22 protein-coding genes are annotated in these 23,482 nt (G+C 62.9%); 12 read left to right on the top strand and 10 right to left on the bottom strand.

Going from position 1 to position 23,482, the window contains the following annotated elements:
- Positions 1 to 13: 13 nt before the first annotated feature.
- From AB0I57_RS01760 to AB0I57_RS01750, 3 genes are all read right to left on the bottom strand, one after another.
- On the bottom strand, positions 14 to 802 hold the full coding sequence (locus AB0I57_RS01760; RefSeq protein WP_358328965.1) for a hypothetical protein: 789 nt from the start codon (positions 800 to 802) through the stop codon (positions 14 to 16).
- 80 nt (positions 803 to 882) lie between these two features.
- Positions 883 to 2,121 (bottom strand): hypothetical protein, encoded by a 1,239-nt coding sequence (locus AB0I57_RS01755; RefSeq protein ID WP_358328963.1) that lies wholly within the window; start codon positions 2,119 to 2,121, stop codon positions 883 to 885.
- Positions 2,122 to 2,129: 8 nt separating this feature from the next.
- A complete protein-coding gene (locus tag AB0I57_RS01750) occupies positions 2,130 to 2,933 on the bottom strand; it encodes a hypothetical protein (RefSeq protein ID WP_358328960.1) in 804 nt (267 codons plus the stop codon).
- 173 nt (positions 2,934 to 3,106) lie between these two features.
- Between AB0I57_RS01750 and AB0I57_RS01745 the strand changes: the two genes are divergently transcribed.
- From AB0I57_RS01745 to AB0I57_RS01735, 3 genes are all read left to right on the top strand, one after another.
- Positions 3,107 to 3,529 (top strand): hypothetical protein, encoded by a 423-nt coding sequence (locus tag AB0I57_RS01745; protein ID WP_358328957.1) that lies wholly within the window; start codon positions 3,107 to 3,109, stop codon positions 3,527 to 3,529.
- 115 nt (positions 3,530 to 3,644) lie between these two features.
- Positions 3,645 to 4,097, top strand: a complete 453-nt coding sequence (locus tag AB0I57_RS01740) for a hypothetical protein (protein WP_358328954.1) — start codon at positions 3,645 to 3,647, stop codon at positions 4,095 to 4,097.
- A 32-nt stretch (positions 4,098 to 4,129) separates the two neighbouring features.
- Positions 4,130 to 4,633: a DUF3558 domain-containing protein gene (locus AB0I57_RS01735; protein WP_358328951.1), complete on the top strand. Its 504-nt coding sequence runs from the start codon at positions 4,130 to 4,132 to the stop codon at positions 4,631 to 4,633.
- A gap of 310 nt (positions 4,634 to 4,943) precedes the next feature.
- Here the strand turns inward: AB0I57_RS01735 and AB0I57_RS01730 are convergent, their stop codons facing one another.
- Genes AB0I57_RS01730 through AB0I57_RS01720 form a run of 3 tightly spaced genes read right to left on the bottom strand, consistent with a single transcriptional unit; the run spans position 4,944 to position 9,843 of the window.
- Complete coding sequence (locus AB0I57_RS01730; protein WP_358328948.1) at positions 4,944 to 6,143, bottom strand: restriction endonuclease subunit S; 1,200 nt, start codon at positions 6,141 to 6,143, stop codon at positions 4,944 to 4,946.
- Entirely contained in the window at positions 6,140 to 7,762 is a 1,623-nt protein-coding gene (locus tag AB0I57_RS01725) for a class I SAM-dependent DNA methyltransferase (protein ID WP_358328945.1), read from the bottom strand. The genes AB0I57_RS01730 and AB0I57_RS01725 overlap by 4 nt, the downstream gene beginning before the upstream one ends.
- A 2-nt stretch (positions 7,763 to 7,764) precedes the next feature.
- Positions 7,765 to 9,843, bottom strand: coding sequence for a hypothetical protein (locus tag AB0I57_RS01720; protein ID WP_358328942.1), 2,079 nt, complete (start codon positions 9,841 to 9,843; stop codon positions 7,765 to 7,767).
- A 193-nt stretch (positions 9,844 to 10,036) separates the two neighbouring features.
- Here AB0I57_RS01720 and AB0I57_RS01715 point away from each other — a divergent pair, with 193 nt between their 5' ends.
- The 6 genes from AB0I57_RS01715 (at position 10,037) to AB0I57_RS01690 (ending at position 15,743) form a co-directional block, all read left to right on the top strand.
- Complete coding sequence (locus tag AB0I57_RS01715; protein ID WP_358328938.1) at positions 10,037 to 10,903, top strand: RNase H family protein; 867 nt, start codon at positions 10,037 to 10,039, stop codon at positions 10,901 to 10,903.
- Positions 10,904 to 11,059: 156 nt separating this feature from the next.
- Positions 11,060 to 11,518 carry a hypothetical protein gene (locus AB0I57_RS01710; RefSeq protein ID WP_358328935.1) on the top strand — a complete coding sequence of 153 codons (459 nt, stop codon included), beginning with the start codon at positions 11,060 to 11,062 and terminating at the stop codon, positions 11,516 to 11,518.
- Between the two features lie 239 nt (positions 11,519 to 11,757).
- On the top strand, positions 11,758 to 13,080 hold the full coding sequence (locus tag AB0I57_RS01705; RefSeq protein ID WP_358328932.1) for a YibE/F family protein: 1,323 nt from the start codon (positions 11,758 to 11,760) through the stop codon (positions 13,078 to 13,080).
- Between the two features lie 181 nt (positions 13,081 to 13,261).
- Positions 13,262 to 13,723, top strand: coding sequence for a hypothetical protein (locus tag AB0I57_RS01700; protein ID WP_358328929.1), 462 nt, complete (start codon positions 13,262 to 13,264; stop codon positions 13,721 to 13,723).
- Positions 13,724 to 13,743: 20 nt separating this feature from the next.
- A complete protein-coding gene (locus AB0I57_RS01695) occupies positions 13,744 to 14,445 on the top strand; it encodes a response regulator transcription factor (protein ID WP_358328926.1) in 702 nt (233 codons plus the stop codon).
- Entirely contained in the window at positions 14,442 to 15,743 is a 1,302-nt protein-coding gene (locus AB0I57_RS01690) for a HAMP domain-containing sensor histidine kinase (protein ID WP_358328923.1), read from the top strand. The genes AB0I57_RS01695 and AB0I57_RS01690 overlap by 4 nt, the downstream gene beginning before the upstream one ends.
- A gap of 108 nt (positions 15,744 to 15,851) precedes the next feature.
- On the opposite strand, the gene katG is transcribed toward AB0I57_RS01690, so the two are convergent.
- Positions 15,852 to 18,080 (bottom strand): catalase/peroxidase HPI, encoded by a 2,229-nt coding sequence (katG, locus tag AB0I57_RS01685; RefSeq protein ID WP_358328920.1) that lies wholly within the window; start codon positions 18,078 to 18,080, stop codon positions 15,852 to 15,854.
- A 37-nt stretch (positions 18,081 to 18,117) separates the two neighbouring features.
- Complete coding sequence (locus AB0I57_RS01680; RefSeq protein WP_358328917.1) at positions 18,118 to 18,561, bottom strand: Fur family transcriptional regulator; 444 nt, start codon at positions 18,559 to 18,561, stop codon at positions 18,118 to 18,120.
- 619 nt (positions 18,562 to 19,180) lie between these two features.
- On the opposite strand from AB0I57_RS01680, the gene AB0I57_RS01675 reads away from it, so the two are divergent.
- The 3 genes from AB0I57_RS01675 to ligD all read left to right on the top strand — a co-directional run bounded on the left by AB0I57_RS01675 (position 19,181) and on the right by ligD (position 21,302).
- The gene (locus AB0I57_RS01675) at positions 19,181 to 19,660 is read left to right on the top strand and encodes a hypothetical protein (RefSeq protein WP_358328915.1); all 480 of its coding nucleotides are present in this window, start codon (positions 19,181 to 19,183) and stop codon (positions 19,658 to 19,660) included.
- A 218-nt stretch (positions 19,661 to 19,878) separates the two neighbouring features.
- Positions 19,879 to 20,262, top strand: coding sequence for a PAS domain-containing protein (locus tag AB0I57_RS01670; RefSeq protein ID WP_358333035.1), 384 nt, complete (start codon positions 19,879 to 19,881; stop codon positions 20,260 to 20,262).
- Between the two features lie 68 nt (positions 20,263 to 20,330).
- Positions 20,331 to 21,302 (top strand): non-homologous end-joining DNA ligase, encoded by a 972-nt coding sequence (gene ligD, locus AB0I57_RS01665; RefSeq protein WP_358328913.1) that lies wholly within the window; start codon positions 20,331 to 20,333, stop codon positions 21,300 to 21,302.
- A gap of 317 nt (positions 21,303 to 21,619) precedes the next feature.
- Here ligD and AB0I57_RS01660 read toward each other — a convergent pair whose 3' ends face one another.
- Entirely contained in the window at positions 21,620 to 22,837 is a 1,218-nt protein-coding gene (locus AB0I57_RS01660; RefSeq protein ID WP_358328910.1) for a VWA domain-containing protein, read from the bottom strand.
- Positions 22,834 to 23,481, bottom strand: coding sequence for an SRPBCC family protein (locus AB0I57_RS01655; protein ID WP_358328907.1), 648 nt, complete (start codon positions 23,479 to 23,481; stop codon positions 22,834 to 22,836). Before AB0I57_RS01655 ends, AB0I57_RS01660 begins: the two co-directional genes overlap by 4 nt.
- Between the last annotated feature and the right edge of the window lies 1 nt (position 23,482).

Raw genomic sequence — 23,482 nt, 5'->3', positions numbered from 1 at the left:
ACTCGATGCAGGGCTACGAGCAGTCGCCGGGCTCTCCGGACTTGACGACAGACAGCAGGGCGTCGCCTTCGTCGATCGGAGCACCCGGTGCCGGACTCTGGTCGACGACCACCCAGTTGCGATCAGATATCTGCATACGCCCCTTGCCCGTTGCGTCATTGCTACGGGAGAAGAAGACGCCAGCTTCCTGAATCGTGTCCTGAGCAGACTGCAGATCCATGCACATGACGTTCGGCATGAAAGCCAACGACCGCGGCGTCGATGCAGAGGCGGAGGCTGTCGACGGGACCACTGACTGTGGGGTGCTCGAAATCGGAGCGGCGGCAGTGGGCATTGCCTCGGGCTGGCCCGTGGGCTCCGGCGCAGCTGTCGGCTCCGGAGTTGCCGCTGTGCTGGAAGGCGATTCAGATGACGAATCGTCGGTCTCACCGCTGGTGTCGCCGAGGATGCCCAACAGAACCAGCGCGGCGGCGATGATGGAGGCAGCTACGACACCCTTCCGGACCGGCTTCTTTGCCGGTGGCTCCGGCGGCATTGCAAGGGCTGCAGTCGCATCGCCCGCCAGGAAGGCCTCGTGACCGGCCTGCGCCCGGGCAGCGAGGGCATCCTTCTGAGCCTTGATGCGCGCGAAATGATCCCGAATCGGCTTGCCGACAGCCAGATACCACAGCCCGACACCGAACAGAAGCCCGATTACGGCATTACTGATCTCGAGCTTGAACAAGCTGTCGATCGCCATCCAGGTAAACACCGCGGCGAAGAAGCCTGCGATGACTCGGAGATATGGGCGGATGAAGTTCAAAGTGCTCCTAGCATGCCGAAGTGGGTGTCGGTGCGGGTCGCCGGAATAGGATTATGACAGAATCCACCGACCGTTCTCGTTCAAGCGTCTTCCCACGGTTGAGTGCCCTCCCCGACCTCGAAACTTTGCTTCGGCCGGTTCAACGTGTCGTCGATTTGCGCGACCGCAACCAAATCCTCGCCAATGGCCATTTTCCTGGTGGCGTCTTCGACCCGACTGGTGATCGGTGAGAGCTTCTCTTCCAACTTCTCGATCGCCTTCCCGGCAGGGTCGGACAGGAACTCCAGGTATTCCTTCAACCGGCTGGTCAACTCCTCGATCTCACCCACCAGAGTCATGACCAAATCTGCCACCGTGTAGATGGTGTGCGCGATCGACGCGACCTGCACGGAAGTACCGATCACCGGCACCTTCTTCACCAAGAACTTGAGCTTGCCGGCGATGCCGTCGAAGCTCACCTCGGCCTCGAGCAATTCGGCCAGCTTTTCGACCGCTGTCTTCACCGAGTCCCTGATCGTGTCAGCGACTATCTCGAGCCCAAGGGAGAGGGTACGACCGACGGGACCTTCCCACTTCATCGCCGCAATCTGTAGGCGCGCGTAGTCGGCGAACGCCCACGCCGCCTTACCATCCCAGTACTCATCAACGCGGCTGAGGCCGGCATCGATGTTCTTCCCGGACGCTTCGAACGCTTCTCCGGCAATCTTGTACGCCCCACCGATTCGCTTCAGTTCGCTCCAGTTTCCACTGATCGGGGACAACACATGTTCGAGCGGATCCCATTCCCTTCCCGCGATCCGGGTGACGTTCTTGATGGATTCGTTAAACTCACCGAGCCATCCGGCCGCCTCGGTGACGATCGCTCCGACATCCTCCTTGTTGGCCACTGGATCATCAAGATTGACTTCCTCCAACCTGGGGTAGTCGGCCACAGCACCGTAAGTCTCGGTGATCCCGGGCATCTCGACAGTGGGTCCGTACACGACGTACTCGTCACCTATGTATTGGGTGTGAGCATTGAGCGCCTCATAGTTTCGTTTTTCCTGGTCGTGATACATCCAGGCGATCTTGTTCAGTTCGACACCGGTGTCGACGTTCTGCTTTGCGATGTCATCCATGCGTCTGATGGTGAAATCGGAAAGCTCGCGAAATGGAGTCAGCAAGGAGTTGATGATCGCCCCCGAGAAGTCCGCACTCGGGGGTCCGTTCTTGCCAACAAAGTCGGAGATCCGTTGACTGTCCGTGCCGATGTCGTCGAACAACTTGGCGAGACCAGCGATCTGGTTGGGCTCCGCGTAGAAGAGTTCACCCGTCGTCATGTCCCTGCCTACTCTTCGGTCTTTTCCAATGACATGACAATCGCGTCTATGTCTTTATCCGATAGTGAACCTTGAAGACCCACATGATGTTCGATCATGAAGACCATCACCTCCGCAGTTGCATAGGCCGGAGTGGCGACGATGTCGAATCCAGCCCGGGTCGGATCGCAGGAACGGTCTTGGGGGATGTCTGTGACAGCTGCGGTGTAGCGCACCGCGGGCTGTCCGGATACCTGAAAGGTGAATGGACCCCGAATATCAATCTTCGAACCGTTCGAGAATATTCGCCGTACCTCTCCGACTGCATCGCGAGCGGCTGTGTCAATATCCACACCATTTCGTCCAGTGGCACCGCTGATTGCTAGTCGAGAACTCTTGAACTCCGGACAGTAGCGGTAGCCGTAGTCGCTCACGGCGCCGTATCCGGCAATAAATCCGTCGTCGTCGCTCCAACCCATCACCGCCATGTTGCTCGGGCGCCAACCCTCCGTTCCCGGGACGGTGTAGGTAAGTCCGAACTTAGTGGGTACCGGTTGAGGTTGTCCCTCGGGCGCCTCGACCATCGGCGGCGGGAACTCCATCGAAGGAAAGCCCGGCGGTAACGGCGCGACCGTGGTGGTGCCCGCGTCTGGACTGGCCGGAGGGGCCCACGACGAAGCTGCACCGGCCGTGGTCTGCGCGTCATCGGTGTATGGATTACCGACCCACATTACGACGGCCATTAGCGCAGCAAGCGCGGCCACCGCCAGGGCGATATCCCTCAGAGGTTTCAGCACACCATATTTCTTCAAGAGTCCTAGGAATCGCACCACCGGGGGAGGGTACCGTGCGCGAGGGTGCCTCTCACTCTTGGTCCAGCGAGGTCATAGCGGACAGGTAACCCCCGCTACTATGCGCAATCAACCATCGCGGCGACGCGAGCAACGATCTCTCATCGCCTCAACGTTGCTGCACATCAGTTAAGTGATCCTGCCAGGGGGAATAAATGAAGGAACGGGATCTTGATCCCTCGGTGGAAACGGCATTCCGCAAGCTCTCAGACGCCGCCGACCGCCTCGAAACCGTTCGCATCCGTACTGAACGCACGGTGATCGCCGACCTTGTCAACGAACCGACCCCGGTCACCGAAGGACTGATGTTCGAGTTGGCCTCCATGCCGAATTCTTCACCCGAGCTGAGGGCGTACGCCGCCCGCGTCGACAGCGGTGAATGCACTTGGCGCGAGATCGAACAGCGCGCCCGGCCTGTTCCCCCGGAAGTCGCAGAACTGAAGGACTCGCCGTACTTCACATGGCCATGGGCCCCAGCGCCTCAACCACCTGAGCCGAAGACGGTTTCGAGCGTCGGCCCCACCAACTGGCCCGACGACTACGACGAGTACCCGACCCCGAAATCATGGCTCGTGTGATGCCAGACAAACCACTCACGGCGAGCTAGCCACGATGGTCGTCGAGTAGATCCGCAGATAGCGCGAGCGACCGAACACCGTTGGCAGCGAACGAAAACACAGAAGAGGCACATTCATGACCGACCCACAGATTCCACACCCGGACCCCGAACCTGACCAGAACCCCATCCCGCAAAACGCGGCGTGGAAGCAGATCACCGAAGCCGCCGTGAGCGAGGGACATCTGCGCGTCGACCCCGAAGGACTACGTCGGTGCATCAAGATGTGCCAGGACCACGCTGATGAGATGCGCCGGATCGCTGAGCGAGCCAGGACAGACCTGTGGATCGAGTCCCTGGGGATCGGCGAGCACGAGTTGGAATCGGCAAAGCTGCTAACCCAGAAATTCAACGACAAGGCGATCGGCGGCGGCAAGATCGCCTACGAGAGCTCCGCAGTCGGACTGCTCATGTCCCACGCCGACTACGCGTCGGACATGAAGGCAACCTTCGAGGCCGTGCTGCGAGCCTACGAAGAACAAGAAGGTATCACCGCCAGCTCACTCGGCCAGATCGGAGACGACCTGTGAGGGCACGGCGCATGCGCATGGGGGCGTTCGGAGTGTCCACCATTGCAGTGGTGTCGCTGCTGGCTGGGTGCGGCGGTGCCAGTGTAGGCGAGCCGGCCGCCGAGCCAGTTTCCCAGTTGACGTTTCACCCCTGCGACGGATTCGGGCCCGACGCCCTGGCCGCCTCTGGAATCGACGACACCGAGCCAGTGAAGTTCGAGGATCGGGAGATCCCGTTTCAGAGGTGGGCGTGCTCCTACTTCTCATACGATCCGTATTTCTCGGTGGTGGTGTCGTCCAACGGAAGACTCTTGTCTGAAACCGAGAACGACACGCGCCTAACCCTGATGGAGGATACGCAGATCGCCGGGCACCGCACCCTCCTGCACGACTTCCCCGGCGGATTGGCATGTGTAGCATCAGTCGACTTCGACACCGCCGTCCTCGAGATCATGGTTGGCCACAAGCAGGTGGTCGTCGGCACCACCGAGCAGGCGTGCCCGCTGGCGCTGAAGGTGGCACGAGACCTGGGGCCCTACTTCCCCGAACGCCTGTGACCTCAACGCCTCACCGCACTACGCCGTCGCGGCAGGCATTCGCTATCTGATTTGAGATCGATACCGCCAGCTCACATGTGAGCCGACGCCCCATCGATACCAACCGATGGGGCGTCGGCGTTGACCGCTTCGTTGACGACAGCGGTGATCGACGTTGGATACGGCTTGAGCAGAGGGGGCGGTTGGTCCCGGATGTTCCGGCCGGCGATGACTTGCACGGTGCAATCACCGAGTCGGGCACTACTGGCCTACTCGCCTACTGTCTAGTGAAACTCGGCAACCTGACTGTCGTCTCTGCCGATCGCGTTGATCACAGCACCCCCTCCACCTGGCGCTCCGCGTCGCGGACGCGGAGTTCGCCGGACATCAGACGCGGGAGCAGGGCGTCGCGGGTGACGGCGAGGGTTTGGGATTCAACCTCAGCTGAGTCAACGACGGAATCAAGCTCCGAAAGCCTCGTTTCGAGTTCTTCCAGGTCGCCTTCGCAGACCGGAATCTGCAGGTTCTTCAGTTCCTTCCCGTTGATCGATCCGAATACCGTGCCACCGCTCTCGAATGGCTCCCACAGATGCGATGACGCCTTCAATGTGTGAAACAGGATCGAAGGTCGGCCAACCTCCGAACGAAGTGATGCTAGACCACGACCAATACAAATCGGTTCCGTAGCAACATTTAATTCACCAACAGGCGCTCGAACGCTCATCAATGTGTCGCCTGCCTTCGCCATACGCTTCGGGTCGACCGTCCAGAGACGATTTGTCGGAGATCGGAATCCGAAATCACGGTTTCCCTGATAGAAGACCACGCCGGCTCCATCTTCGTTGAACGACTCACCGGGCGGAGACTGCCCCATTGTCACAAGTGCAACGTCCGAGACTGCCACCGTCGAAGAAGCAGAAAGCCGCGACCGAACCAAGGTCAAGGCCAACTCGTCTGCCAAACTCACGAGCTTGCGGTTCGCGGCGATCTTGTCGTCAAGGGCGCCGAGGACCTCGGCGATGGCGCGCTGTTCAACGAACTCAGGAAGAGGCACCTGTTGGGACGACGCGAACTGGGTGAACTGAAATCGAGCGACACCCGTATGCTGCACCTGAAACTGCTCGATTTGACCTGATGCATACAAGTACTGAAGGAACCAGTACACGAATCGAGGATCAGCTTTCCGCGGATTAACGCGCAGCATTCGAGCAAAGCTCGCGCACGTCACCGGATTGTTGAATCCGGCGAGAGTCGCTTCCGTAACCAGCATCGTTCGGCCAGTGGGTCGATCTTTCGACCCTCCTGCAGTTTCGATGAGGATGTCATTCGCTTTCAGCGTCCTTCGCTCTACCGTCCGTTCCGGTAGGTAGCGCAGTGGAACCGAAGAATACTCGCCAGTCGAGACTGGCTGGAAATCTGTTCCTCTGATAACAAAGTATGGGACATGGCCTTCAGTAGGTTCACTCTTGCCCCAGTCACCATCCTTTGTCGTCACAAGGAGCTCAGAGAAGGTCGCCCTTGAATCGGTCACAGAACCCTCCCCAACTGCTCACGCACGACTGCCTGCAACCGCGCCGACTCATCGAACTGCTCGAAGAGCTCCTCGGTCAACCGCTCCAACTTCTCCGCGATCGGTTCGCCGTCGTCCTCGATCGGCGCGGCGCCGACGTAGCGACCCGGTGTGAGCGCGTAGTCGGCTTCCTTGATCTCCGCGAGTGTGGCCGAATAGCAGAAACCCGGCTCATCCTCATACACAGACCCGGAAGCGGATTCCGTTCCGCGCCAGGCGTGGAACGTGCTTGAGATCTTGGCGATGTCGTCGTCGCTCAGCGCCCGCTCGGCGCGATCGATCATGTGGCCCATGTTGCGCGCGTCGATGAATAGCACCTGCCCCTGACGGTCGATCTCGCCCTTCGGGCCGACAGCCTTGTCCTTCGCGAAAAACCAAACGCACACCGGAATACCCGTGCTACGGAACAACTGTGTCGGCAGGGCGATCATGCACGACACCAGATCGGCCTCCACCAACCGTCCGCGAATCTCGCCCTCACCCCCGGAGTTCGACGACATGGACCCGTTCGCCATGACCACACCGGCGCTTCCGCGCGCGGACAGCTTCGAGATAATGTGCTGAATCCACGCGTAGTTCGCATTGCCCGCAGGCGGAACGCCGAACTTCCAGCGGCTGTCGTCTTCCTTGCGGGTCCAGTCCTTGATGTTGAATGGCGGATTGGCAAGGATGTAGTCGGCCAACAGATCCGGGTGGTTGTCCCGCGCGAAGGTGTCTTCCCACCGGTCCCCCAGATTGCCGGTGATGCCGTGGATCGCGAGGTTCATCTTCGCCATCCGCCACGTGCGTTCGTTCAGCTCCTGCCCGTACACGGATACGTCAGTAGGATTGCCGCCGTGGCCTTCGATGAACTTCTCGGTCTGCACGAACATGCCACCGGAACCGCAGCACGGGTCGTATACCCGTCCGCCATACGGCTCGAGCATCTCCACTAGCACCCGCACCACCCCGGCGGGCGTATAGAACTCGCCACCCCTCTTGCCCTCGGCCCGGGCGAACTTCTCGAGGAAGTACTCGTACACCTCACCAAGCAGATCGCGGGCTCTCGTGGCACCGTCGCCCGTGAAACGTGTGTCACCCAGCAGGTCGATCAGTTCGCCGAGCCGACGCTGATCTACGCTCGGATTGTTGAAGATCGTCGGGAGTGTTCCCGCCAGAGTCGAGTTGGCCTGCATCAACTCCCGCATCGCAGCGTTGACCAACTCACCGATCGTGCGGCCCTCGACCCCGACAGCATCCTGGATGCCCCTCGCATTCTGCGCAAGATACGACCACCGCGCCTTCTCCGGCACGAAGAAGACGGTCCCGCCCACATACTCGTCTTCATCATCGATCAGATATGAAATCTGCTCCTCGTTCATTCCCTCCGCAACCAGTTCCGCACGGATCTGCTCCCGGCGCTCGTCGAACGCGTCGGAGACGTATTTGAGGAACACCAAGCCCAGGATCACGTCCTTGTACTGGGAGGCATCCATGGAACCGCGCAGCTTGTCCGCGGCCTTCCACAGCGTGTCCTTCAGCTCCTTCATCGTCGACGGTGCGGAGACCGTGTCTTTCGCGGCCTTTTTCCTCGGGGGCATCGTCAGCCTTTCTCTGTGACGGTCTCTGGTGCCGGTGCCAGGGTGAGCGCACCATACGCCACACCGTCCACCAGCGTGGTGGTCAAGTCTTCGAGGGTGTCGAGCAGCCTGCGGGCGGCGGTACGGCGAGCCCGAAGGTCATCCATGGCCGCCGTGACCGCAGCCACTTGATCCGGGCGCACCCGTGGAATCTCCCACCGCCGCCACGCCGACCCGGCTCGGATCGCGCCGGGCGGTCTCTCTGCAGGTCCCCGCACCCGAATGTGTTGTGCAACGAATTCCGGTATCAGACCCGAACTTTGCGGATCAGTGATACGCAGGATCCGCGCCGGCCACTGCACCACCGACGCGCCTTCGTGATCGACAAGGGCACCGGGTGTAGAACCGGTGCAGAACACGATGTCGCCCGGCTCGGTATATCGGCCGCTGGCGTAATTCGTCGTAAACGTCAGGCGGTCGATCCCCCTGCTACCGACCGCCCGACGCCCGTACACCTCGTCCACTCCGATCACCGACACGGTGCCACCCGGGTCGATGTCTTCGGGATCGAGGCGGTTTCCCGGTACCACGCGCAGTTCCTTGGCGTCCGCCAGTTCGCCTGCCGTCGACATTCGCCTACCGTCCGCGTCGCGGTACTCGACGCGCAGGCCCAGTCCCGTCTCGACTCTGGTCGCGGCGGCATCGGCGGTACCCACCAGTTCGAGTACCCGCGCGGCACTCTCCGCGGGCTCAGGACGCAAACGGTGAACGCGTGGAAGGGCGGTCAGCGCACCGGCTTCCGCCAGCAGATCCGATGTCCGACGCGCGTAACCGAACCGGAAGGCGTGCGCCCGAACCTCGCGCGACGACCCCATCGCCGCCGAGACGTCGGCCAGTACGCCGTCGATCACGTCGTCAGACAGTTCGACACCACCGAGATCGGCCAGCACCATGTGCCGTTCCGTGGCAGGTACGGAGTAGTCGACCGCACCGAGAACCCACAGTGCCATCGACCGGCCGGGGCGTGCAGTCAGCAGCCCTTCCGGTAGCCGGATCGCTGCACGCAGATGCCCTGACCGGAGCAACCCCGAGCGGATCGACTCACACTCGCGATCACGCAGCTCGTCGACGAGCACACTGGCCGGACCGATGATCACCGCACGCTGGCCCGGCCCCATCTGCATGGCAATGTTGTCGATCTCGCCCAGCATCTGACCGTCGGTGTAGTCGATCGTCGACGGCGACGGGTACTGCGTCAGGAACATCGTCGGCCGGTCGAGGCTGAACCCGTCTGCGAACCCGCTGTCCGGCGGTGCAATTCGCCTCGCCCGATGTACGGCCAACCTCCGTCGCGCCCGTCGCGCCCCCACGGTGTCGGCCGCCCCGGTCATGACAGTCAGATCGCTGTATTCGGGCAGAGCCTCACGAATGGCGATCAGCAGATCTGCACTGTCCGGAGCAGGATCGACGAACAGGGGATGCTGGTCCGGCGCCAACGCCACGCCCATCCGCGCACACAGCGTCACAGCGCCGGCCGTGAGTGTGGTTTCCGCAAGAGCCGACCACTGTTCCCGGAACCTCCTGGCCATCAGCGCTTCAAACGCCTGAGCCGGGGTGAATGCGGCATCGGCCATCCGATCGACGTGCAAGGCGACCACAAGGAGGTGATCGCCCAGCGCGTCGACCTCGGAGTAGAGGAACTCGTCATCTGGGTCGAGCTCGTCGACCTCGTCGAGCAGCTCGTCCGAATCGAGGTCACCCAGCTGCTCCCCGAGCAACGCTTTGACGCAGAGCAGCGCAGTGATGCCGTCGGCAACCACGCCCGACTCGAGCCCGGAAGCGTGCTCGAACACCGCATGCATTGCGACGTCGCGGGCAAACGAGTCGTTGTTGCCCAGCCCGCGCGTCTGAATCCACTCGGCAACCTCGGCGGCGTCGAACTTCTCGATCCGTCCGTCGACAGCCACCGGGTGCGGAAAGGGAAGATCGCCGCTACGGGATCGTCTCGCCCATGTCGTTACTACCGGACGCTTCACCTTCGCCAGAGTCGCGATATCCCGCTTGGTAAGCAGGAGCGTCGAAGACGAACTGGCCTGCTGCATGTAACGCACCCCCTCTCGCTGACCGACAGCCCCCGTGTGTGGCCGCTCGAGAAATCTAACCGATACAGGATCTCCGCGGGAACTCGACTTGATGACTCTGCCGATAACGGGGGTTATCAGACAATTTCGCCCCTTTGTCGTACATCTCGGGCAATGTGTCCAACACTCCAAACCTCGATCAGAAGGAGATACAGTGCTCGCAGTCATCCACATCCGCAGAAACCCTGGCGCACGAATCGAACTTGCCCGCGCGGTCGCCGTATGGCGGTCCGACCACGCAGTCGAGACCCGCCTGTTCGTCTACGACGACGCGAGCGATGCGTCCTACTATGGGGCCGGCATCGATGCCTTCACCTTGCTCCTCGAGATCTCGGCCGCTACGTCGGAACCCATCCTCCTTCACATCACCGACAACACGCTCCGCAAGGAGATCAGCGCCGTAATCGATCTCTTCCCAACGGTGACGATCGTCGGGGTCGCGCGCGGCGCGATCCTGGATCTTTCGTTCGCAGCACTCGAGGTCCTCGACGCCGACCGCCGTGACCGTGAGGCCGCGCGCGAGGAGCGAGAGCTCGAGCGGATCGCGGCGCTGCCGGAACTGAGGGTCGCCACCGACGCATCCAAGTCGCGCCGCCGGGGAGTCGGCGTGGCTTGTGTCAGCGAGGACGGCGTCCGCTACCAGAGGATGATCCCCAACGTCGCTACGGTCTTGGAAGGCGAATTGCTCGCGATCGAGCTTGCCATTGCGCGGTTCCCTGATCGCCGACTGCACATTCTCACCGACAGCAAGGCCTCGCTCGCGCACCTCGGTGCGGTTCGGACGAAGCAGCCGTTGCGTGCGACGGGCCACGTGAGGGCAACGGTGGACCGTATCCACGAGGCGATGCGTGGCCGCGAAATACGCCTGTCGTGGGTTCGGGGGCACAACGGACACCTGCTGAACGAGACTGCTGATCGACTCGCCATGGCAATGCGCCGCGCCCACGAAGCCCGCATCCCGGCCGAGGCTCGGCTTGCCATTGCCGAGCAGATCGTCGAGCCCCTGCTCAGCGCAGCCTGATTTGCGGATGCCGGTTCGTACGGGTGCCAGAGCGCCCGTACGGACCGCCGTGACCCTCATCGATCTCTAAGGATCTACCAATCGGTCCACAGTCTTGGGTGCATAACTTCTTCGGTGTGGAAGCCACAGAGGCCCACACGAATAAGGAGTCCATCCATGAAAATCGCCAGTTTCGACAAGCCGACTCGACGCCGAGCCGTTGTCGCCGCAGCCTGCCTCGGTGCCGCCACGCTAGCGGTTCCCAGCGTCGCCTGGGCCGAAAGTCCGACCCTCGGCAACTCCCAAGCAGGGATCGGCGCTGCTGCCCATGCGGCAGCACCCGACCGCGCAGGCTGCCCATCCTTCGAAGAGTCGATCCCCTCGGGGCGGGCACATATCGTGCAGCCTGACGGCACCGTCCAGAATTTCGACTTTGAAAACGGGGAGATAAGGTACGCCGAACCGGGGAGTGGCCCCGGCGAGATGCAGATCATGTACCCCGACGGCACCGTCCGGGACTACAGCCCGAACGACATGGTCGAAGTCGAGATCACCGATACAGGCCCCGGAGCCGGTGGCGACCACCGCATCGTCGAGATCAACCCCGACCGGATCCACGGCTCGAATCCCTGCTAGAGCCCGCGGATGCATACACACCATGGATCGTATGACTGACAGTGCCCGCATCCTTCTTGCGGAAGGAACCGAGGCACTGCTGGTCATCGATCCGACCCGGGGCACTCATGTGGGATCGCTCAACGTGATCCCAGGCGTGTCGTATGTCGAGCCGAGCGGCGTGCTGGACCACTCCAAATCCCTGGTGTCCACCTCTAAGCGCTTTCCCGCTAGCCTGGCCTGGTGCGGAGAAAATGCCGATGACAGCGCAGCTGTCCCCCAGCGGAGAGCGCGGTCCACGCCTCCCGCCTGCTGGTCACGGTCACGGACATTTCGAAGGACCGGCACCGGTCGGTCCGACCGCAGCCCGAATTGTCGTCGGGATTCTCGTCGCGATTGCGATCGCCGTCATAGGCGGAGCTGCGATCCTGTGGCCGAGTAATGAGCACGTCGAGATCCCGTTGCCGTTCCGGAACGCCGACGGTCAGGCCGTCACAACCGAAGCCGGGACGGTCGTCGAGCAGGACCTGGCGCCGTGCGGCAGCCCGTCCGCGGGGCGGGCGTTCTCGGGCGATCCCGCACCGCCCCCGACGACCGGCGGCAGCATCGACTGCCAACGAAGCTTGGTCACCATCGAGTCCGGACCCAACGAGGGAACCCGGACACTACTCGAGATCGTGCCGGGACCCGGCCGGCCGAACCTGGCAGCTGGCGATCACATCCGCCTTGTCCGACAGACGGATTCGACCGGCACCCCGACCTACTCGTTCAACGACTACGCGCGGGGACTGTCGTTGACACTCGTCGTCGCGTTGTTCGTCGTGGCGATTGTCGTCGTTGCTCGATGGCGTGGGTTGCGCGCACTGGTGGGGCTCGGGTTCGCGTTCGGCGTGCTGGTCATCTTCACCCTGCCCGCACTGCTCGACGGCAAACCCGCAATGCCCGTGGCGCTCGTGTCGGGGGCGGCAATCCTCTACGTAGTGCTGTACTTGGCGCACGGGGTGAATCTGCGGACGAGTTCCGCATTACTTGGAACTCTCGCGTCGATGTTCGTCGCTGCAGTGCTGTCCACCGCCGCGATCGGAATAACCCGGCTGACCGGCCTCTCCGAGGAACAGAACGTCAACGTCCAGGCCTACGTCCAACAGGTCAGCATCACCGGACTCCTGCTGGCCGGCTTCATCATCGGGTCACTCGGCGTGCTCAACGACGTCACGATCACCCAGGCGTCGGCCGCGTTCGAGATTGCGTCGATGAACGAGTCGGCCTCCCGTCGGCACGTCTTCGCGGCCTCGATGCGAGTGGGACGTGATCACATCGCCAGCACGGTGTACACGCTGGTACTCGCATACGCCGGCGGTGCGCTGCCGCTGCTCCTGCTCTTCAGCGTCTCGGGGGACTCCGTCACGAACGTGTTGACGGGCGATGCAGTCGCGGTCGAGATCGCCCGATCCGCGGTGGGCGGTATCGCGCTCGCGCTGTCGGTTCCCCTTACGACGGCAATAGCAGTGCTGCTTGCACGCCCGCGGGTCGCCACCCCGATCGATCGACGACGGCGCCGGGGGCGCCACACCATGGCCTGAAGTCGTCAGAGTTGCGGGATGAGCGGCAGCGGCGCCCGAATCCGGGCCGGGGCCGGGGCCGGGGCCGAGAAAATGTCATTCTCATCGATCTCTAAGAATCCACCAATGGGAGGGCAGTTTTGGGCGCATAACTTCTTCGGTGTGGAAGCCATGGGGGCCCACACGAACGAGGAGTCAGCACATGAGATTCGCCAGTTTCATCAACCCGACTCGACGCCGAGTCGCTGTCGCCGCAGCCTGCCTCGGTGCGGCCGCAATTGCGGTTCCCAGCGTCGCCTGGGCCCAAAGTCCGATCGGTAGCAGCTCCCCCACAGCGATCGGCTCACTTGCCCAGGCGGCAGCACCTGATCGCGAAGGCTGCCAATACATCGAACGGGCGATCCCCTCCGGGGAGGCACATATCGTGCAGCCCGACAGCATCATCCAGAATTTCGACTTCGAAAACGGGGAGATTCGGTACGCCGAACCTATAGATGGCGCAGGTCAGATACAGCTCATGTACCCTGACGGCACCATCCAGAAGTACAGCGTGGAGGATGGGGTCGCAGTCGAGATCACCGGGGCGAGCCCAGGACTCGACGGCGACTGGAACCTCGTCGAGGTCACTCCCGGCCAGTCGATCCACGCCGTGAATCCCTGCTAGCGCCTGGGGATGCAGGCATCATGGAGCGCATGACTGACAGTGCCCGCATCCTTCTTGTGGACGACGACCCCAAGGTCTTGTCCTCCCTGACGCGGGGGCTCCGACTGTCCGGTTTCGAACTCGAGACCGCTGAAGACGGAGCCTCCGCGCTCCGGGCTGTCACCGAGTCGCGGCCGGACGCCATCGTGCTCGATGTGAACATGCCGGTGCTCGACGGCGTCGGTGTGGTCACAGCGCTCCGGGCGATGGGTAACGACGTTCCGGTCTGCGTACTCAGCGCGCGCAGTACTGTCGGCGACCGGATAGCGGGACTCGAGGCCGGCGCCGACGACTACCTGACCAAACCGTTCGAACTCGGTGAGCTGGCCGCTCGACTACGTGCACTGTTGCGCCGGGTACCCCGCACCCCGGCACCGGCGGGAACGGTCACGGTCGGCGCGCTCGAAGTGGACCTTCCGGGACGGCGAGTCCACGTCGGCGGCGAGCGCGTCGAACTCACCAAACGGGAGTTCGACCTGTTGGCCGTACTCGCGGAAAACGTGGGGATCGTGCTCAGCCGCGTCCAGTTGCTGGAGCTGGTGTGGGGTTACGACTTCGACGCCGACACCAACGTCGTCGACGTCTTCGTCACCTATCTACGGAAGAAGCTGGAGGCCCGCGGGATGCCCCGCGTACTGCACACCGTTCGCGGCGTCGGGTTCGTGTTGCGGGAGCAGCCGTGAGTACGCGTCGCCGCTCGCTGTCGTTGCGTGCCCGCGTCGCATTGGTTTCCGCGCTGGCCGCCACTATCGTCATCGCCGCGATTGGTGTTGTATTCGCAGTCTTCCTACGAGTCAACGGGTCCGAGCAGCTCGATCACACCCTGGATTCGGTGTCGCTCAGTACCCCCGACGGGATAGCGGTCAGCCCTCCCACCGTGGCAGCACAACGATATACCATCGTCACACCCGGCACGCTGGACAATCCGCTCTCGTACGATTCGGTACGAGAGGGAGTCATCGACGGCAGGGACGTGCGTTTGCGCGAAGTTCCCATCACGGGGATGAGCGGCAGTTTCGTTGAGATCTCGGTTCCTGCGGACACCCTCAGCCGTGCGATTCGGGAGCGGCAGTGGCAGGTAGCGGGAGTGTCGCTCGCGGCCATCGCCGTCGCGGCCGGTCTGGGCTGGCTACTCGCCGGTCGGGCCGTACGACCTCTCGAGCTCCTCGCCACTGCCACGCACAGCGTCGGCGACGAGCCGCCTGCCGCGCTACCGGATATCCGGGGGGCCCGCGAGGCGGAGGAACTAGCCGATGCGATCGGGCTCATGCTCCAACGAATAGGTAAGGCCCAGAACCGAACCCAGGAGGCACTCGGCGCAGCTCGGGACTTCGCCGCAGTATCGGCCCACGAGTTGCGCACGCCCCTCACGTCGATGCGCACCGACCTCGAAGTCCTGGCAACGATGCGTCTCACAGAGGAGCAACGCACCGAGATCCTGCACGAACTCCGTGCAACGGAACGGCAGATCGAGGCGACGCTCACCGACCTGGAGAGCCTGGCCGTGGGAGAACTGTTCGAAGCCTCCGATCACGAAGACTTCGACCTCGTGGAACTTGCCGACCGCTGCGTACAGGAGGCGTCCCGGCGCCTGCCGGACGTGGCCCTCGAGTTGTCCGCACCGACGTCGCTGCCGATAAGCGGGCTGCCATCGGGGCTTCGTCTCGTGCTCGAGAACGCGATCACGAACGCGGTGCGACACGGACGTGCAGATCGGATCGCGATCACCGTCGCCGGGAACGATGGCCAGGGAAGCACAATCACAGTCGACGACAACGGGATCGGTATACCCGAACACGAAAGAGCGACGCTGTTCGAACGATTCGCGCGGGGATCGTCCGCTCACCCCGACGGATCGGGACTCGGCCTCGCGCTCATCGCACAACAGGCGTCGCTCCACGGGGGCACCGCCGAACTGACCGAAAGTCCACTCGGCGGTGCACGGCTACGGCTCGATCTGCCCGCGACCACGCCGCGGTGACTGCTGTAGTGGTTGCAGGCAGCCCCCCCGCACCCAGCGGAGAATCAGCTCGCCGAGTGCGGGGTCAGGCCGTGGGTGATCGGCCCTCTGACCGATCACCCACCTCGATCAGGCGAGGTCGAACCTGTCGAGGTTCATCACCTTGTCCCACGCAGAAATGAAGTCCTGCACGAACTTCTCCTTCGCATCGTCGCCGGCATACACCTCGGCGAGAGCGCGCAACTGCGAGTTCGAACCGAAGACCAGGTCGACGCGACTGCCGGTCCACTTCAACTCACCCGTGGCAAGGTCCCGGCCCTCGTAGGTGCCGTCGTCGGCCGACGTCGGCGCCCACTTCGTGCCCATGTCGACCAGGTTGACGAAGAAGTCGTTCGTCAACGATTCGGGGGTCGAGGTGAACACGCCCAGCTTCGACTGCTTGTGGTTTGCGCCCAGAACTCGCAGGCCACCGACGAGGACAGTCATCTCGGGAGCGCTGAGGGTCAGCAGGTTGGCCTTGTCGACCAGGTGGTATTCGGCCGGTAGTGGGTTGCCTTTCCCGAAGTAGTTGCGGAAGCCGTCCGCACTGGGCTCGAGCACGGAGAACGATTCCACGTCGGTCTGCTCCTGGGTCGCGTCGCCGCGTCCCGGAGAGAAGGGAACCTCCACGTCGTGCCCGGCGTTCTTGGCGGCCTGCTCCACCGCAGCACACCCACCAAGCACCACCAGATCAGCGAACGAAACCCTCTTGTTCCCGGCCTGGGCGGAGTTGAACGATTCCTGGATTCCCTCCAAGGTTCGCACCACTTGCGCAAGCTGGTCGGGCTCGTTGGCCTCCCACCCGCTCTGCGGTTGAAGGCGGATACGCCCGCCATTGGCACCGCCGCGCTTGTCGCTACCACGATGCGATGCCGCAGCCGCCCACGCCGTCGAAACCAGCTGCGAGATGGTCAGACCCGACGACAGGATCTGGCTCTTCAGTGCCTTGATGTCGTCTGGGCCGACAAGGTCGTGCGTCACGGCGGGAATGGGATCCTGCCACAACAGCGTCTCCTGCGGAACGAGCGGCCCGAGGTAGCGAACGACGGGACCCATGTCGCGGTGGATCAGCTTGAACCAGGCCTTGGCGAACTCCTCTGCGAGCTCCTCCGGGTGGTCCAACCAGCGACGGGTGATCTGCTCATAGACCGGGTCAATCCGCAACGAGAGGTCGGTCGTCAGCATGGTCGGGGCGCGGCCCGCCGACTTGTCGAACGGGTCGGGAATCGTGCCGGCGCCGGCGCCATCCTTCGCGACCCACTGGTAGGCATCGGCGGGGCTCTTGGTCAGTTCCCACTCGTATCCGTAGAGGATCTCCAGGAAGGTGTTGTCCCACTTGGTCGGGGTGGGTGTCCACACAACCTCGATGCCGCTGGTGATCGCGTCCTTACCCACACCGGTGCCGAATGAGCTCCTCCAGCCGAGGCCCTGCTCCTCGAGCGGTGCAGCTTCGGGCTCGGGTCCGACCAGATCGGCCGGACCAGCGCCGTGGGTCTTGCCGAAGGTGTGGCCGCCGACGATCAGAGCCGCCGTCTCGACATCGTTCATTGCCATGCGGCGGAACGTTTCCCGGATATCCGTCGCCGCCGTGAGCGGGTCCGGGTTGCCGTTGGGCCCCTCCGGGTTCACGTAGATCAGACCCATCTGGACCGCTGCCAACGGATTCTGGAGATCGCGCTTACCGGTGTAGCGCTCGTCGCCCAGCCAGGTGGTTTCGGGGCCCCAGTAGACCTCTTCGGGCTCCCACTCATCAACTCGGCCGAATCCGAAGCCGAAGGTCTTGAATCCCATCGACTCCAAGGCGCGGTTGCCGGCGAAGACGATCAGATCGGCCCACGAGATCTTCTTGCCGTACTTCTTCTTGACCGGCCACAGCAGCCGACGGGCCTTGTCGAGGCTCGCGTTGTCGGGCCAGCTGTTGATCGGCGCGAACCGCTGCATGCCAGACCCCGCGCCTCCGCGACCGTCCTTGATGCGGTACGTGCCCGCGGCGTGCCACGACATTCGGATGAAGAGCGGTCCGTAGTGGCCGTAGTCGGCAGGCCACCACTCCTGCGAGGTCGTCATCACCTCGTCGACGTCCCTGCTCAGGGCATCGACATCGAGGGTCTCGAGTTCGGCGGCGTAATCGAAATCTTCGCCCATCGGGTCGGCCACGGCAGGGTTGTGCTGGAGAATCTTCAGGTTGAGCTTGTTCGGCCACCAGTCGCGATTCCCCCCACCTTCGGTGGGGTACTTGAAGCGACCGGCCCCAACGGGGCAACCATTCTCCGCAGATCCCGCTTGGGCCTCTTCTACAGGCCGGGTGTTCTCAGGCACAGCATTCCTTCCGGGGTGTGGGTGGATAGAGCACTGATCATGGGTGTGGCTGCCGAACGGTCGATGAAACACAGTCGGGGCACAGCCCCCAGTAGATGACCTCGGCCTCCTCGACGAGAAAACCGTGATCGTCGGATGCGGTCAGACAGGGGACCTCGCCGACTGCACAGTCGACGTCTGCAATGACGCCACAGGACCGGCAGATGACGTGATGGTGATTGTCGCCGACCCGCGACTCGTAGCGAGCAACAGAGCCGGGCGGCTGGATTCGCCGCACCAACCCCACCGCGGTCAGCGCATTGAGCACGTCGTACACGGTTTGGCGGGAAACACCCTCCAGCTCCGTACGCACGGCACCGAAAATCGTCTCCGTGTCGGCATGCGGACGCGCGCGGACGGCTTCCAAGACCGCGACCCTCGGACGGGTCACGCGAAGCTCAGCCCCACGCAGCAATTCGGCGTACTCCGACATGGACCGCACATATCCACTATTACCTACTTTTCTGGACTGAGCCAAGTTTTTGCCTAAACAATTCCCGAGTCGCTTCCCATGCGCGATGAGCGCGAACGCTTGCCCCGTTCCGGGGGTATCGGGTTCGCTGCTCTGGCACCGGCACTTGCGCGAATCGCCACATATCGAGGGATATCGGAACTTGGTGGGTCAGGTTCTCGCGCAACGGTTTACCTGATGTCGAGACTACGCCGAAGCGACTCCAGGACGAGTGCATCGTTGGTTTCACTACCCAACGGGTCGATACGACCCTGGCCTGAGGAACCCCATTCGATGCCGTCGGTCAGTAACTGTCAAGGGTCCAGCGGCAGCTGGGTCAGCGGCGGGTCTTCGTAGCGCTTCCTTCGATCGTCGACCATTCGCAGGAACCGACACGGTATTCGAAATTGCTCCGTTGGAAGGTCTTTCGTCCGACAGTGACCTTTCAGTCATCAGCACGACAGATTCCGGCAGGGTATGTGGTGTCGGGCAGATCTACCTCCACGATCCGCGGAACAGCGACAAGACTCCGTGAGAGATCTGGAACCATGCAGCGGCCTTCGCTCGTATACGTGAAATCGACTCTTGTATAGAGGTTTTCGGTACTTGAATGGCAAGAATACTCACTGCGGAGGATACCCGTGCAAGCCTGCTGGTCGGGACCAACGTCCTCGGATTCGTTCCGGACCTGACCGACTACGTCGACACGATCTACCGCGAGCCCCTCACCCACTTCTCGCTGTTGAGTGTCAAGCCGCGACAGAAGCACCCCGTTCACCGAGCGGGCCGAACGTGCATTGCCCGTTTCCCTCATAGACGTACGCAATCCTGCACTGTCGACGACCGGCTACGGTGCCCCGGCAAACGGTCTACCGACCTAGGCTCCCGATCTACATCCGGGGAGTCTCAATCCGATTTTCTTCTGATCCTCCAGCGGAACCTGCAGGAAGAGGTTGTGCGGGGCATGTCCTGTATCCGAGAATGGGGTGGAAAGTTCGACGTCCCCGTTCCGGAGGTCGAAGTACTCCGAGCCGAGCGATCGCGGATCACTTGGATGGGTCCGGGGCGGTCATACGAAACCACAGTGTGAATGGCCCAGATCACAGTGCTAATGGAACTCGATCCGTAGACTGCGCGGATAGCCTTGACCGATCCCGGCCGTTGGCCGTTCCTGCAACGAATAGTGCTGCGAAACGTCGTCCGATACGTCAGACGGGCACAGACGGCACAGACACTGCTTGAAAGGATTAGTCAGTGAGCGCAGAGGCAGAACACGGGGATAGACGGCAGCCTGTCCCGGATTCTCCGATGGGCTACCTGGAACAACTGCCCGCCCTGGTCCTGCTCGAGCGCCTGCCGATCCCTGTTTTGGCAGTAGAGCACGACGGGACCGTCGTCCACGCAAACACAGCGTTCGAGGAGATGCTGGGGCGCTCTCTCGAATCACTTCGTGGACGCCCGGTGTCCGAAATCCTCGTCCTCGACGAAACGACCACCGGGCGCGCTGCCGTCGAATACCTCCAAGACTGCGCCACCGCACCGGTCGATCTCGTCCATTCCGACGGGACCACCGTTCACGCACTGGTCAGCCAGTCCATCCTGCGCCGAAGTGACGACCCGGTGACGCTTGTCTGCTTTCACGACGTCACCGAACAATTGTGGAACGGCGGTACCACACCTTTCTTCCGGTGATCCGGCCCTCGGTTCGCCCTTACTGCAAGACCACCCGACGGTGATCGAGGGCCGATTAGGTTGACTCTATGGCACCCGGCAAGGGCAAGTCCCCCGCTGTGGAACTCGAGGTCGGCGACCGGACCGTGCGAATCTCAAACCCCGAACGCATCTACTTCCCTACCACGGGTGCCACAAAAATCGATCTTGCGAACTACTATCTGAGCGTCGGCCCCGGCATCGTGCGCGCCCTGCGTGAGCGACCCTGCATGATGCACCGCTTTCCCGACGGACTCGGTGGTGAGAAGGTCCACCAGAAACGGCTACCGCAGGGTGCGCCGGACTGGGTGCAAACGGTTCGAGTGAACTTTCCGCGCTACAACCGCCACGCCGACGAACTGTGCGTGACTCACCTGGCGGACGTGATCTGGGCGGTACAGATGTCCACGGTCGAGTTCCACCCGTGGAACTCACGCCGCGCCGATGTCGAGCGACCTGACGAGTGGCGAATCGATCTCGATCCGATGCCCGAGTGCGGATTCGACACGGTGCGGCGCGTCGCCAAGGTCGTGCACGAGTTACTCGACGAACTCGGTGCGACGGGATGGCCGAAGACATCGGGGGGAAGTGGCATCCACGTCTACGTGCGGATCCGCCCCGAGTGGGGTTTCGGCGACGTCCGGCGAGCTGCCCTGGCCTTTGCCCGCGAGGTCGAGCGGCGAGCCCCGCAGGACGTGACGACCGCCTGGTGGCGCAAGGATCGAGATCCTCGCAAGTTGTTCGTCGACTACAACCAGAACGCTCGCGATCACACCATCGCCTGCGCCTACTCGGTTCGGGGTGTACCCGACGCGACGGTGTCCACTCCGATCACCTGGGAGGAGATCGACGACGTGAATCCTCACGACTTCACAATGGCGACGGTACCCGCGCGCTTCGCGGAACTCGGTGACCTGCACGCAGGGATCGACGATGCGGCGTACTCGATCGAGCACCTGCTGGAGTGGGCCGAACGCGACGAGGCCGAAGGTCGGTCCGATCCCGGTGGCACGCAGTCCTAGCGATCGGGAACCGGCACGAACAACGAACTCGACGGCAGGCCCGATGTCGACACGACCCAAGCCCCGACCGTTCGGCCGAGGCCTGCGTCTCGCCATCCAACACCGTTGAACAGCGCCCGTAGGACCGGCTCGGAGGTGGGAGTGGTGTTCCCTTGTCCGACTTCCGAATTCCTTTTGAGAATCCCGGGTCCGTGTGCGCCGTCCCTTCGAGCTTGCGGGACAGGCGCCGTCGCGACCAGGCACCCTTGGCGTGGAAACGCCACACCTTGACGGCGTGGAAACGCCACACCTTGACGACGTGGAAACGCCTCGCCGGCTTATTCCACGTGGCCGATAACGCCCAAAACGTCGCGGAGCGCAGACACCGAATGCGCGGGGAGGAAAGCATCGCAGAAGGGCAGCGCAGCTGCCATGGATCCAGCGAGCGGGCGGAAGTGTGGGTCGCCGGCGCGAGGGTTGAGCCAGATCAGACTGTGTGCGCGGCGCCGCACGCGCGCCAGCATGTGCGCGAGGCGGTCCGGGTCGTCGCTGTCCCATCCGTCGGAGGCGATGACCACGAGCGCACCACGCAATGCGTTGCCGTGCGGCGATGCCAGCAGTTCGCCCAAGCTGCCTGCGATATGGGTGCCGCCGAACCTGTCGACCACCGCGGCGTTCGCCTTCCGAACCGCAGTCTCCGCACTCCGGTGGGCGAGTACCGGTGTCAATCGCGTCAACGACGTCGAGAAGGCGAACACCTCCGGCTTGGCTGCGGAAGGCCGCTGCACGGCCGCCCGCATCAGATGCAGATAGATCGCTGCGTACGGCTGCATCGATCGGCTCACGTCGCAGAGCATCACGATGCGACGCGGGCGAGTGCAGGCCCGAGACCTCGCGAGAACCACTGGTTCCCATCCCGTAGACCTCGACCGATTCATGGTGGCGCGCAAGTTGATACGGCGACCACGGCGATGTAGTTCGCGACGGCGGGTGCGACGGCGAGGCCATTGCGCTGCGGCACTCTCCAGCCATGATCCCAGGAGTCGGAGATCGCGGGCGTCGAACTTCGCGAAGGGTTCGTCCGCACGCGCGACAAGACGGCTGGGAAGGGTGTCGGGCACAGCGGTGAGCACGTCGTCGATGTCATCTTCGGAACCTTCGGTGCCGCCCGTCATCGCCGGTCTCCTCACCCACGGCACGCCGTCGGCATCTTCAGCCTCGTCGCCCCGGTCACGGCTGTCGTGGATACCAGTCGGCGAGATCGGTCGCCCCGGGGTCGTACGTCGTGCGACTGGATCCAACGACATGAGTGCGTCGTCGAACACGGAGGAAAAGACCGCATCGAACGCGGCGAGGTCCTCCACGCGGTTGACCAGCGTCAGACGTGCGGACCAATACAGTGGCGTCCGCGAAGTCGGGGGCGACAGATGTAGGGACTCCACGAAAACCGCTGGACCACTGGCAGAGACGACGACTCCCTTGGATCGAAGTCTGGCGACCAGTGCCACGGCGAACGCCGCCAAGTCGACCCCTCGCAGTAGTCCAGGTGCGGTCATCGCCCTCGGCGGCCGACCAGAACGGCGACCACAATTCCTGCCAGCACCGCGGCCACGATTGGAACGTAGCGCTTCCACCCTGCCGCGCCGGAAAGCTCGATCAGATCCAGCGCCTCGGGCGGCTCGGCTACCGGGTGTACGGCCGTGAGTGGGGAGGCGCCCGCAACCCCCTCTGCACCGGGCTGCGTCTGATCCTCGGGGGCACCTGTCAACTTATTTTCCAGTGACTGCGCGAACTGTCCGAGGAGTTTCTCCGACACCTGCGTAAGCATGCCGCTACCGAATTGTGCGAGCTTGCCGACGATCTTCATGTCGGTGTCAACTGTGACTCGGGTACCGTTGTCCACTTCGTACAACTGCGCGGTGATGGTTGCAGACGCATTGCCCGATCCCCGTGATTCACGCCCGCTCGCATCAATAACGGCACGATGCTTCTTCTCGTCACGGACGACGAAGGCCGCCTTGCCTTTGAACTCGCTCGTCACCGGCCCTACCTTCACCTTGACCTTACCCAGGTAGTCGTCCCCCTCCCGTCCGGTCATCTGTGCACCAGGTAGCAGCGGGGCGACCTCATCGAGATCGCAGAGCACCTCCCACGCCTTGTCGATCGGTGCGCTGACAGTGAATTCGTTGGCAATCTTCATG

The sequence above is a fragment of the Rhodococcus sp. NPDC049939 genome (assembly GCF_040656415.1).
GTDB lineage: Bacteria > Actinomycetota > Actinomycetes > Mycobacteriales > Mycobacteriaceae > Rhodococcus_F.
The sequence above is the reverse complement of the archived record's forward strand: the minus strand, read 5'-3'. Positions and strand labels throughout refer to the sequence as shown.

What these genes read in the sequence shown, in the direction of transcription:
- AB0I57_RS01740 (WP_358328954.1), top strand. Translation starts at nt 3,645, where the DNA reads ATGACCGACCCACAGATTCCACACCCGGACCCCGAACCTGACCAGAAC.
- AB0I57_RS01710 (WP_358328935.1), top strand. Translation starts at nt 11,060, where the DNA reads ATGAAAATCGCCAGTTTCGACAAGCCGACTCGACGCCGAGCCGTTGTC.
- AB0I57_RS01755 (WP_358328963.1), bottom strand. Translation starts at nt 2,121, where the DNA reads ATGACGACGGGTGAACTCTTCTACGCGGAGCCCAACCAGATCGCTGGT.
- AB0I57_RS01660 (WP_358328910.1), bottom strand. Translation starts at nt 22,837, where the DNA reads ATGACCGCACCTGGACTACTGCGAGGGGTCGACTTGGCGGCGTTCGCC.
- AB0I57_RS01745 (WP_358328957.1), top strand. Translation starts at nt 3,107, where the DNA reads ATGAAGGAACGGGATCTTGATCCCTCGGTGGAAACGGCATTCCGCAAG.
- AB0I57_RS01670 (WP_358333035.1), top strand. Translation starts at nt 19,879, where the DNA reads ATGGGCTACCTGGAACAACTGCCCGCCCTGGTCCTGCTCGAGCGCCTG.
- AB0I57_RS01655 (WP_358328907.1), bottom strand. Translation starts at nt 23,481, where the DNA reads ATGAAGATTGCCAACGAATTCACTGTCAGCGCACCGATCGACAAGGCG.
- AB0I57_RS01700 (WP_358328929.1), top strand. Translation starts at nt 13,262, where the DNA reads ATGAGATTCGCCAGTTTCATCAACCCGACTCGACGCCGAGTCGCTGTC.
- AB0I57_RS01675 (WP_358328915.1), top strand. Translation starts at nt 19,181, where the DNA reads ATGGCAAGAATACTCACTGCGGAGGATACCCGTGCAAGCCTGCTGGTC.
- AB0I57_RS01705 (WP_358328932.1), top strand. Translation starts at nt 11,758, where the DNA reads ATGACAGCGCAGCTGTCCCCCAGCGGAGAGCGCGGTCCACGCCTCCCG.
- ligD (WP_358328913.1), top strand. Translation starts at nt 20,331, where the DNA reads ATGGCACCCGGCAAGGGCAAGTCCCCCGCTGTGGAACTCGAGGTCGGC.
- AB0I57_RS01720 (WP_358328942.1), bottom strand. Translation starts at nt 9,843, where the DNA reads ATGCAGCAGGCCAGTTCGTCTTCGACGCTCCTGCTTACCAAGCGGGAT.
- AB0I57_RS01695 (WP_358328926.1), top strand. Translation starts at nt 13,744, where the DNA reads ATGGAGCGCATGACTGACAGTGCCCGCATCCTTCTTGTGGACGACGAC.
- AB0I57_RS01725 (WP_358328945.1), bottom strand. Translation starts at nt 7,762, where the DNA reads ATGCCCCCGAGGAAAAAGGCCGCGAAAGACACGGTCTCCGCACCGTCG.